Below are 10573 nucleotides of genomic sequence, written 5' to 3'. Positions count from 1 at the left end.
CCCCAGGGCCGGGCGAGTGCGTCAAGGTGGGGAATTTTCAGTCGCCCCTTCTGGGGAGTATTCAGGCGGCAGTGACACTTGAGGAAGAAGCCCCGGCCATAGCGGCCCGCCATGCCTTCTTCGCCGTGGCCTTGCAGAGCATTCATGACCTCCGCAGAGATGTCCGAATCGCGGCAGGCGTCCTCGAAGCTGTGACGGAAGCTGTGGAAGGCGTTCTTGCCGTGCTTGACCTTCACGGATTTCAGGAACCGGCTGAAATGCTTGGAATAGGGGGACGAGTAGTAGCCATCCGCCCCCAACTCCATCTCAGGGAACAGGCGCTTTTGCCCTTGTCGTTTGCGTAGGGCGACATGGTCCAGAAGCCCCGCTTTGATCAAGAAGGGATGGACGGGCATGAGGCGCTTGCTGTGCGGCGTCTTCAGCCGCTTGTCCTCGCCATCCTCGTTGATGTCGAAGAAGACGACACCCTGCTCTTCCCGGACGTCATCAACGTATAGCTGGATGATCTCGCCCGACCGTGCGCCGGTAAACAGGCCAATCAGCGGCACCCAGAAGATGCCCGCATCACGGGGGATCAACGGCCCTGGGGAAACCCATTCACGGACGGATTGGCAACCGGTGAAGATCGGGGCGTTGAAGATCGCCTTCAACTCGTCCAGGGTGAATGGGTCGCGTTCGTCACGGACGTTGTGGCCCTTCATCTTGATCTTCAGGCCCTTGAACGGGTTGGGCGGGCATTCGTCGTAATGGTCCGCCGCCCAGGTCCACAGCGACCCCACATAGCCCAGCAGCTTGTTGAGGTTCTTGTCCGACATGGGCGTCATGCCCGCCTGCCGCGCCTTCTCCGAGGCTTCGGCCAGGGACAGGCCCGCCAGGGCGTCGAACTTGTTCCAGTTGGCGGGCAGGTGCATGAGGATGGACTTGAAGGCGCGGGCATCGGCCTTGCCGTATTCCGTCCACGGCTTGTCCCCGGTGGCGGCGATGAAATGGCCCATCCACACCCGATGTTCATGCTCGGTCTTGGGAACCCAGGATGTGCGGGACTTCTCTGCGATCCATTCCTCGACCAGACGGGACAGCCTGGGGACGTTGGACGCAATAGACTTATGGGAAAGTGTGTCCACCGCTTCCACCGCAGGACTTGGCCGGGCCACAGCGACCGGGGAGGGCTGGGGTGTTTCCACCGGCTCGCCCTCGTTCCTGGCCCGCTTGGCCTTATAGGCGCGGATGGCGGCGGCCTGGAGTTCACGGGCCAGCTTGTGCCGGGACGGCGAGGCTTCGGCCAGACGGAGGTTCACGGTGTCCCAGGATAGAACCTCGTCCACTTCATGCAGGTAGAAAGCGCCGACCTCGCCACGGGCGAAGTCGTGACGGGTGGCCGCGTCGAAGAAGTCGATGTCCTCGGCCCATTCCGCGAAGCTGCGGTCCTCGAAGCCTTCGGTACGGATGTCGTCGTCTTCGTCCAGCAGGTGGGCGTAGTAGTTTTCGCCGATCCGCTTGATCTGCTCGTCCGTCAGCGTTTCCAGGGGTGGTTCGGCCTGAAGAGCCATGCGGCGGCGGTGGTCATCGAACAGGCGGTCCACCCGTGCCGCTTCGATGCGGACCTGCTTCAACGCCTCGCGGTGATCCTTGGTGCGAAGCGAGAAGGTCTCCTCGGCTTTGGGGTACGTGTCCTTGATGTCCACGGGCACGGCGGCGCGGTGCCAGTAGACGGCACCACGGCGATACAGGCGGGGATGTCCGGGCATCTTCTCCATTCTCCCACTGTAACAGTCCAGTGGAGCAGCGAGAAGATTTTGGTGAGGTTTCCCAACGCCTTGCAGGAAGATCAAGGCTTTAGGGGAAGTTGGCGGAGGGAAGGAGGCAGGAATCGAACCTCCTCTGCTGAAACAGCAAACACTTGAGTGTGATTCGGTCGTTGAGACATGTAGCGCACTACCTGCTGATCGGTAACGTGAAGGCTAGGCATCTACGTGCCCCACAACGGCCTTTCGGATCACCCAAATTTTCGCGATAAATTCTGATGTGTATTTTCTTTTGGTGAGTAATTTCTGTTTGAATACACAGAACAATTTATGGCGCCTGCCGCAAAGATGACCACCTTGGCCACCTCGGAGGTGGCCCGTCATCACTTGTTTGGCTTTCCCTGAGCGGGAGCCAAGGGCATCAGTTGCTGGTATATCTCAGGGGCGACAATGGGAGCATTGATTATCGCGGTACTTTCCTGATTTTGATGAAAATATTCCCGCTCTTTGAATCCGGCGGCCATGGCCAGATACTTCCACGGCATTTTCCTAATTTCAGCATTAAATTTTGCGGCGCTCTCATTGTACAAAATACGATTAACAGAAATTCTGTCTTCCATATCAACAAGTGACGACATCATTAATTTATATGATTTTACAGCCCTAATATCGGGGTACTTTTCCGAGTAAGCAATAATTTTCCCAAAAGCTGCGCCAAATCCTTCTCGAGACCACACCTGATCAAGCTTAAGGATTTCTCTTTTTTCGTTACTCCTCTCAATTCCCTCTGCGCGTTTGTCAGAGGCATGACCAAATACCGAATCCTCGAGAGCGGCATGGTTGATGGTAAGGTTAATAAGATTTCCGAACAAATTATTCCGTCTCTGTATCTCAACCTCAAAGTTAGACCGCTTTGATTGCGCATCCTCTCGCATTGCCAGGAATTCATTGTAGCGGAGCAAGCCAAATGCAAACACTACCGCGACAGAGATGGCGGATATGAATCTAAAAATATACATGGCATTGGTGTTCATTTGGCTCGATTGACCATAGAGGGCAAGGGTTCATAAATGGGGGTGAGCCATTTAGAGGGATCGGAAAGCCGAAGTTATGTCCCCATGAATCTTATGCCCCCTTGGCGCATTCCTATCCGATCTGAGACTTTGCCCCAGCGGCGGCGGGAGCCGGGCTGACGAACAGACGGATATCGCGGGCGTGGGGGATTTCCTCTTGGATGCGCTGGCGTACAGCCTCGGCCACCGCCGAGCTGTCCTTGACCCGCAGATTGGCGTCGACACGCAAGCGAATATCGAATTGCACATCCTCACCCACATGGCGTCCACGCAGAAAATAGATGCTGTGGACCATGGGCGTATCCGTGGCGATCTGCCAGGCCGATTGCAGCAGTTCGGTATCGACCGAGCTGTCCATCAGGCCATGAACGGAGGTGCCGATGAGTTCCAGGCCGATACGCCCCACCAAGGCCGACACGCCGATGGCGGCGATGGTGTCGGCGATGGGAAAACCGATCACCGAGGCGATGACGCCCACCATCACCGCCGCCGAGGAAATGGCGTCGGAGCGGTTGTCCCAGGCATTGGCGATGATAGCCGGACTGTTGTTCTCATTGCCGACACAAATCTGGTAGCGGTACATCAGCTCATTGACAATGACCGTCACCGACGCACCCAGGGCAGCGAAGATGCTGGGCGCTTCATAGCTGCCCGAAATGAGCTTCATCACCGATCCGTACATCAGGAAGCTGGCGCCGATCAGCAGCAACGTGCCCACGATTGACGACGAGATGTACTGGATGTTGCCGTAGCCGAAGGGATAGCGCTCATCCGCAGGTTTGTTCGAGATCTTCAAACTGAGCTGGGTGACGCCGCTGGCGACCACATCGGCGCCCGAATGCAGCGAATCAGCCACCAGGGCGACGCTGCCGCTCATGAGCCCCAGCACGCCCTTGAATAAGGTCATGCAGATGTCGGCGGTAAAAGCCCACCAAACAACTTCCTCGCGGCAATCTCTGCAGTTTTCGAACTTCATCGGTTCACCATAATCGTATTCGCCAATTTACCATATCTCCCAGCCGTCTCGGCATCACCGGGTCGGGAGGGGCTGAGTCGGCGGCACATTCGGTGCGGCCACCGGGGTCTTGAAGCGAATGATGTCCTGGAGGTGGGAGGTGATGACAGATGCAGGCACCGTAAAGCCCTCCACCTTGCCGGTGGGACCGGTGGCGGCGATATTGATGCCGACCAGGTCGCCCTGGGCATTGACCAGAGGACCGCCAGTCTGCTCCCAGCTGTAGACCGCGTCCGAGCGCAGCAGATGGGTGATCTGAGTGGTTCCCACCGCCAGCGGAGCATCCGAAGACTGAACCATGCCCTGACGCACCAGCGGCGCCCCGGCCATGTTCCGGCCAAAGGCGAAAACTTGCTGGCCGGGCACCACGGTCTGAATATTTGCCATGCGGAAATGCAGGAACTTCTCAGTGGTCTGCATCTTCAGCAGGGCGAGATCATGGGCCGGAATGGTCTTCACCACCTGAGCGGGGAAACGGCGGATGCCAGCCGAAGTGGACACCTGAACCGTAATATCCGGCATATTGGCGATGGAGTGCATGGTGGTGATGACATAGCCGTTGGCGCCGACGATGGCGCCGGAAGCCACGGGACCGGCATTGACGCCGTTGCCGCCGACACCCACCACCGCTGGCGGCACGGTGTAGTACAGCCGCTGCACATCGGGCATGGCGATATTGCGCGCCAGGAACTGGCCCACCGACAAGTCGTCGGCCCCATGGAAGAAGCCATCCTCATCATAATTGTCTAGGAGATAAGCCCCCCAAGCAAAGGTCACCAGGATCAGGAACGCCAGGATGGAGACAGGCGTCTTCCATGACCGTTCGCAAAAGACGATCTTGTTGGTGGGCAGATCGCCCATGGTTTCTCCAATTTCAATCATCGCTGGTTTCCACGTTCATTTGAGCCCTTGTCGTCATCCACCTTGGACAGCATGACCTCGTCGAAACTCAGTGGCTCCTCGGAGAAAATCGGCTTGCTGGTATCACCGGCTTCCCGCGCCTCGGCGCTGACATGCAGGGATTCGATGCGGCGGATCTTGCCACAGACGGCGGCCTGCACCGCCTCGCAAATGTCGTGCGCCTGTTCCACGGTGTTCTCGGGATCGACGCCGATGATCATGTCGGCCCAGATGTCTTGGCCCACATAGCGAGCCCGCAGATGGATGACGCCCCTGACCCCGGGAACGCGCTCCGCCGCCTCAACAATCCGGTTCTGCACCGCCTCACCCGCAGTGTGATCCATCAGCCCGCGATAGGCATCCATGAAGACGACCTTGCCCAGCAGAAGCAGGTCGACGGTCTCCCACAGGGCTACCGCCGGATCGATCCACGGCATCTTGAGATAATGGGCGCCAATGATGCCCAGCGCGACCGCGCCCGAGGCGGTGGCGTCGCCGTGATGATGCTTTGCCATGGTCTTGATGATGGGACTGTTGGTCTCGATGGCGACGCAGCGGGAGTAGAAATACATGCCCACATTGACGCCGACCGAGACCAGGGCCGCCCACAGCACGATCAGGTGTGGCGTCCGGTGCAGGCTCTCGTCCAGCAGGATCTGGACGGCATGGACCAGCAGGTAGCCGGTCAGCACGATGAAGACCACGCTGACCACCATGGACAGGATAAATTCCACCTTGCCATGTCCGTAGGGATGCTCGGCATCCAGCGGCTTGCTTGAAATGGTGGTCCCGATGATCACCATCAGGGCGTTCAGCATGTCCTTCAACGAATACATGGCATCGGCGAGCATGGCCTGCGATCCACCGATCAGGCCGACAAACGCCTTCATCACCATGAGCACGGTATTCACCGCCAGGCCAACCCAGCCGATGCTCCTGCTGCATACCGCGCAACCGCTCTTCCTCATCCTTACCTACTCCAAAGCCTGGTGCCCCAAAGAGGCTCAGTGCTTGATGACGATGCTCTTTCCCGGTGTCTTCCGCTGGCGCCGCTGGAGAGCGTTCATCAGCACCGAAACGATCCCGGTGGCAAAGCCGAGAAAGAACGTAATGCCAAGGACAACAAAGTGCGGCGCTTTCATCGCAATTGGTCCCAGACGTGTTTCCGCCATATGCGCGTTGGACGATGCCAACAGCACGATCAGGCCGCCAAACACCAGCAACCCCACCAGCCTTACCACGGCAACCGCCCATTCAATCGGCCCATGATTTCTTCCGGCTGTCCTTGGGTGCTGGAGGAAAAGGCCATATCACGCCAACTATTCACCGACCTTACTGCCTGCGTCGCAATTCTGCGCCGGCCGGATTCCGCAACGGTTCTTGATGGACTGGATCAGCTTCTGACCGTGGGCAGTCATTTGGGAAACCACGGAATTTCGATTCTTGACCAGGTCCGAAGACGCGTTGATGACGTCCCGCACCGCCGAGTTCGCAACATTGAAAATTCCAGTAAGCAGATCCTCTACCGGCACAGCTTTGACCAAGCTCTCATGTGGGGCCGCGCCAGCATCATCCTCAACCGCATCTGAAATCACGGCCTGCTCCGCAAGCAGTTGCGGCGCCTCGATTTCTTCTGCCGGCATTGAAACCTCGACCTCGGGCGCATCAATATCAGGCATAGGGAATGCTTCCGGCCCAACCACGGCGTCAGCGGCCCCCAACTCAGGCTCAGCCTCAACTGCTGCGGAAGCAGTAATTGTCTCCGGCTCCGGGCCAATTTCGACCTCGGAATGGACTGGAATCATCTCATCATCTCCCTCACGCTCGGTCATGGCATTGTCCTGAGCCACTTCGGGTTCAGGCTCGATTCTATCCGCGATGTCAATTTCAATGACCTCATGGTCCGGCGCAGGCTCGGCGTCAGCATCAGGAGGCGGTTCGTGCGCGCCCTCTGATCCATCCGGAATGCCCTCGGGTTCTGTCGGCACCCCGGCTTCAACATCAATGAACGCGTCAGAGACATCCGCTACGTTGTCATTGAACGGGCTCTCTGCGGGCTCAACATTGCTTTCTGCCGAGAGTTGCTCGCTGACAACTACACTCGGATTAAGCACGGCGGTATCCAGATCAATGGTGGGCTGGGAATGTGTCGGCTCAGGCTCTTGGTCTTCCACGGTTTCATCGGCCACCTGCTGAAAATCATTGCCAGTCTGGATTTGGCTCGGCACTCGCCAGACGGGCTGTGACCATCGCTTGATCAGATCACTGATCGGAGCGGATTCAAGCGGGGTGACTGAAACTGGCTCTGGCGCGGGTTGGGCCGCCAGTGGAGTAGGATCTTCCTGCTTATTTGCGGCCGTATTAGATGACCATGGAGAGCTTTTCAGCAACGACGCCCATAAGCTACCTTCCTTCGGCTTTACGATCGGTGCCGATGGAACTGCCTCAAGAGGTGAAGGCATTGCGCCATAGTCGTCAGCACCACCAACATTGTCATCGGTAGCCCCCTTGGCTTCGTTCTGTCGTTTCTTCACCATTTACGCTTCCACCCTCACAGAACGATCCAGAAGTCTTGGCCCTTGCGATTGACCTTCAGCAAAATTTGTTGACCCGCGGCCGTGGCCGCCTTGATGGCGGCGTCAAGGCGGGCGGGGCCGGTCACGGGTTGGCCATTGACCTCGATGATCAGGTCATTGACTTGCAATCCCCCGATCGCGGCGCGGGATCCCGCCAGAACCCCGCCCACCTGGACTCCCTTGGTGCTCTCGGCCGGAGGTCCAGCAGGCACTCCCGCCATCGGTGGCGGCGCTTGGAAGGTCTCGATCTCCATGCCCAGCCAGTTGAATTCCGTCGGGGGCTTGGGTGGCTTGATCACAGGGACACCAGGCATTATTGGAGCAGCGCCAGCCATTGGCGATATGGCCATCCCAGTCTGTCCTGTGTTCTGGCTGGGCATTGGCACAGCAGCAGCCAGCCCGGCGGGGCCGACAACCAAGTTCACGTCACGCACCTCACCGTCTCGCAGGACGCCTAGGCGAACGGTACGGCCGTTGGGCATTTCAGCCATGATGGCAACCACGTCCCGTGGTATAGCGACGGGACGGCCATCGACCTTGAGCAGGATATCACCGGGCCGCAATCCTGCGGTTGCCGCCGGCGTATTGGGAATAACGCCGGTAAGCAGTACACCCCGCCCGGCCGGTTGCCCAGTCTGCACACTCATCTGCTGAGACATGGACTCCATCATCGCACCGAGCAGATTGTGTTTCCCGGCGCCGGCCATCTTCGTTCCACGCGGGCCCTGGACATTGATCGCCAGGCTCCCCGGGGCTTGAGCAAATTGATACCCATTCATGCCGGGCTGACCGAAGGCGGCGGGCCCAGCCGTAGCCCCAATGATTGGATGACAGTTGGCGCAGTTCATATTCTGCCGGCCATCCGTATGAGGATTGGAGGCATTCGCCTGAATCGCTGGCGCCGGTGGTTGTTGCACGGCGATCGGCATCATCGGCTGACCAAAGGCCACCACACCGGCCGTGGTGCCAATGATCTGATGGCAGGTATTGCAGGCCATATTCTGTCGGCCATCCGTATGGGGCGGACTGGCATTGGCGGGAATCGACGGAGGCGGAAGGGGGGCAACCGCCGGGATCATGGGCCCCGCCGCAACCATGCCTGCGTTGCCCGGAATAATGTCATGGCAATTGGTGCAATCCATGTTCTGACGCCCGTCGGTATGCGGAGCGGGCACGCCAGCCATGATGGCCGGTCCAGCGGCGCCAACGCCAACGCGCGAAGGTCCCTGAAGTGCGACAAGGCCCATAGTGGGGCCCTCCAGTGTCGCGGTTGGCAACCATCCGGCTTCGTCCAGAACGAATAGGCGGGCCTTGTTGCTGGGAACGGCGAAGCCGATCCCAGCGAAGGCACCGTTCGGAGTATAGATGGCAGTATTGATGCCGACGACCGTTCCATTGGTGGCCACCAGCGGACCGCCGGAATTGCCTTGGTTGATGGCGGCGTCGGTCTGCAGCAGGTTGGAGTGGGTCACCCCCTCGATCACCATGGACTTGCCCTTGGCGGAAATGATGCCGCGACTGACGGACATATCCAAGCCGAAGGGCGTGCCGATGGCGATCACCTCGTCGGCGACCCGGACGGTGTCGCTGTCGCCCAGAACCGCTGCCGAAAGCGGTGCCTTGGGACTGATCTTAAGCAGGGCGAGATCTAGGGCCTCGTCCATCTTGACGATTTCGGCGGAATAGCGGGTCGAGCCCATATCGTCCAGCACGGTGACGAAGACCGAATTGGCGCCACGCACCACATGGTAGTTGGTGACGATGAAGCCATCGTTGCGGACGATCACGCCGGTGCCGATGTTCTCGACCGAACGGGTGGTCGGATTGGCGAAATGCGGGAGCCCGTCGGGATTGGCCAGCCCCAGGGGGGCGGGCATGCCCTGGCCGCCACGCGAGGAGGCGGTGACGCTGACGACACTGTTACGCAGCAGGGTGACGACGCTGGAGAACGGCCCGCCGTTCCCGACCGGAGCCGGTCCGAAATCCAACACCGGCGGCAGGGTCGCGATAGCCCCCATCGACGAAGGTGCGCCCACAAAACCTTTCGCCGGAACGGATACCGCCGGATTAGCTGCGCCAGACGTGGCCGGAACGTTCACCGCCGTGCGGCCACCGCGCATCTGCTCGATCATGGCGCCCAAGCGAAGACCCCCCGAGGATTGCCGATAGACGAATGCGCCAAACAGGACGATCAGGGCTACAACACCCATGAGCATCAGATAGCGCTTCAAATCCTTGCCGCAGGCGACATTGGAGCGGCCATCGGCTTCTTCATCACCATTGAACATGGCCGTTAACCGTCGATGTCAGGGGCTGATGTGAACCCTTTGCCGGTACGAGGCTGACGCACCGACTGGACCCCGGCTGCTACCGCGAGCATGCCAAGAAAGATCAGGGCCACGGGGGCCGCGCCGCGCAGGAACTCGGTCACCGACCACCACCATGACGTTATCCCTACCAATCCAAGGGCAAGCGCCAGCAAACCGAAAATCACGCTTGGCAAAGGGGCTTCTCCTGTCCTCACGCCGAGCAATAGGCCCAACGTAAGTCCACGGTTTTAGCATAATTACTCTAAAGTCATATAGGGAGAACGCTCTGTGTCGTGATCAGAATTATATGTCTAGCCCCTGAGGAGATAGGTCTGCTGAGAAACACCGCAATCCCGCATCAACATTGGATCTTACGCCTTGACGCGGCAGCAAGATTGAGAGGAAAATGCGCCGAATGAATCGCAACTCATTCGCAATTGCCTTCGATTATTGCAACATCAACAAATAAGGGGAAATTCCAGGATGGATCAGCAGGTCAAGATGGACACTCTCAGCCTTGCCGACCTTCGCCCCGAGCAGCAGGGTGAGATCGTCAAGATCGAAACCGAGGACGGCGTTTTCAAGCGCCGTATGCAGTCTCTTGGCGTCGTGGCCGGCACTCCCGTTACGCTGGATCGTTCTGCCCCGTTAGGTGATCCGCGCATCTACAGCCTGATGGGCTACAGCCTAGGCCTGCGCAATGCCGAGGCCCGGCAGATCCGCATCCGCGTGAAATAATCACCCCACCGACCTCGATCTAAGGGTAGCCGCACATGAAATCCCCCGTCACCGTGGCACTGGTGGGTAACCCCAATGCCGGTTCCACCAGCTTGTTCAATGCCCTGACGGGCGCCCAATCCGCCGTCGCCAATTATCAACGGGTGACGACCTCTTTGAATGTGCGCGAGATCACCCATGGCGGGGTTCCCTTACGCATCGTCGATGTGCCGGGCAT

Annotated in this window: 11 protein-coding genes; 2 read left to right on the top strand and 9 right to left on the bottom strand. The window is 59.0% G+C overall.

The window, feature by feature from the left end; all coding sequences use genetic code 11:
• The 9 genes from A6A04_RS15760 to mamI form a co-directional block, all read right to left on the bottom strand.
• On the bottom strand, positions 1 to 1748 hold a 1748-nt coding region (locus A6A04_RS15760; RefSeq protein WP_216636119.1), incomplete at its 3' end, for a site-specific integrase.
• A gap of 380 nt (positions 1749 to 2128) precedes the next feature.
• Positions 2129 to 2779, bottom strand: a complete 651-nt coding sequence (gene mamQ, locus A6A04_RS15755) for a magnetosome protein MamQ (RefSeq protein ID WP_082914978.1) — start codon at positions 2777 to 2779, stop codon at positions 2129 to 2131.
• Positions 2780 to 2891: 112 nt separating this feature from the next.
• Positions 2892 to 3794 (bottom strand): magnetosome biogenesis CDF transporter MamB, encoded by a 903-nt coding sequence (gene mamB / locus A6A04_RS15750; RefSeq protein WP_068494573.1) that lies wholly within the window; start codon positions 3792 to 3794, stop codon positions 2892 to 2894.
• Between the two features lie 54 nt (positions 3795 to 3848).
• Positions 3849 to 4715 carry a S1C family serine protease gene (locus A6A04_RS15745; protein ID WP_068494571.1) on the bottom strand — a complete coding sequence of 289 codons (867 nt, stop codon included), beginning with the start codon at positions 4713 to 4715 and terminating at the stop codon, positions 3849 to 3851.
• Positions 4712 to 5701, bottom strand: a complete 990-nt coding sequence (gene mamM / locus A6A04_RS15740) for a magnetosome biogenesis CDF transporter MamM (protein WP_068494569.1) — start codon at positions 5699 to 5701, stop codon at positions 4712 to 4714. The genes A6A04_RS15745 and mamM overlap by 4 nt, the downstream gene beginning before the upstream one ends.
• A gap of 36 nt (positions 5702 to 5737) precedes the next feature.
• Positions 5738 to 5974: a magnetosome protein MamL gene (gene mamL, locus A6A04_RS15735; protein ID WP_068494567.1), complete on the bottom strand. Its 237-nt coding sequence runs from the start codon at positions 5972 to 5974 to the stop codon at positions 5738 to 5740.
• A 78-nt stretch (positions 5975 to 6052) separates the two neighbouring features.
• Positions 6053 to 7270 (bottom strand): magnetosome protein MamJ, encoded by a 1218-nt coding sequence (gene mamJ / locus A6A04_RS15730; RefSeq protein WP_156612645.1) that lies wholly within the window; start codon positions 7268 to 7270, stop codon positions 6053 to 6055.
• 14 nt (positions 7271 to 7284) lie between these two features.
• Positions 7285 to 9597 carry a magnetosome formation protease MamE gene (gene mamE, locus A6A04_RS15725; RefSeq protein ID WP_068494562.1) on the bottom strand — a complete coding sequence of 771 codons (2313 nt, stop codon included), beginning with the start codon at positions 9595 to 9597 and terminating at the stop codon, positions 7285 to 7287.
• A gap of 5 nt (positions 9598 to 9602) precedes the next feature.
• Positions 9603 to 9803 (bottom strand): magnetosome protein MamI, encoded by a 201-nt coding sequence (gene mamI, locus A6A04_RS23465; RefSeq protein WP_281196791.1) that lies wholly within the window; start codon positions 9801 to 9803, stop codon positions 9603 to 9605.
• 298 nt (positions 9804 to 10101) lie between these two features.
• On the opposite strand from mamI, the gene A6A04_RS15715 reads away from it, so the two are divergent.
• Both A6A04_RS15715 and A6A04_RS15710 read left to right on the top strand, forming a co-directional pair.
• Complete coding sequence (locus A6A04_RS15715) at positions 10102 to 10356, top strand: FeoA family protein (RefSeq protein ID WP_082914977.1); 255 nt, start codon at positions 10102 to 10104, stop codon at positions 10354 to 10356.
• 35 nt (positions 10357 to 10391) lie between these two features.
• Positions 10392 to 10573 (top strand): FeoB small GTPase domain-containing protein (locus A6A04_RS15710; RefSeq protein ID WP_156612614.1); only part of this gene is annotated, 182 nt, incomplete at its 3' end.

This window comes from Paramagnetospirillum marisnigri, assembly GCF_001650715.1.
GTDB lineage: Bacteria > Pseudomonadota > Alphaproteobacteria > Rhodospirillales > Magnetospirillaceae > Phaeospirillum > Phaeospirillum marisnigri.
Note: the sequence above shows the minus strand (reverse complement) of the source record. Positions and strands in the feature narration are given on the sequence as shown.

Bases quoted from the DNA above. Each gene is read 5' to 3' on its own strand.
- mamQ (WP_082914978.1), bottom strand. From the start codon at position 2,779: ATGAACACCAATGCCATGTATATTTTTAGATTCATATCCGCCATCTCT.
- mamB (WP_068494573.1), bottom strand. From the start codon at position 3,794: ATGAAGTTCGAAAACTGCAGAGATTGCCGCGAGGAAGTTGTTTGGTGG.
- A6A04_RS15745 (WP_068494571.1), bottom strand. From the start codon at position 4,715: ATGATTGAAATTGGAGAAACCATGGGCGATCTGCCCACCAACAAGATC.
- mamM (WP_068494569.1), bottom strand. From the start codon at position 5,701: ATGAGGAAGAGCGGTTGCGCGGTATGCAGCAGGAGCATCGGCTGGGTT.
- mamJ (WP_156612645.1), bottom strand. From the start codon at position 7,270: ATGGTGAAGAAACGACAGAACGAAGCCAAGGGGGCTACCGATGACAAT.
- mamE (WP_068494562.1), bottom strand. From the start codon at position 9,597: ATGTTCAATGGTGATGAAGAAGCCGATGGCCGCTCCAATGTCGCCTGC.
- A6A04_RS15715 (WP_082914977.1), top strand. From the start codon at position 10,102: ATGGATCAGCAGGTCAAGATGGACACTCTCAGCCTTGCCGACCTTCGC.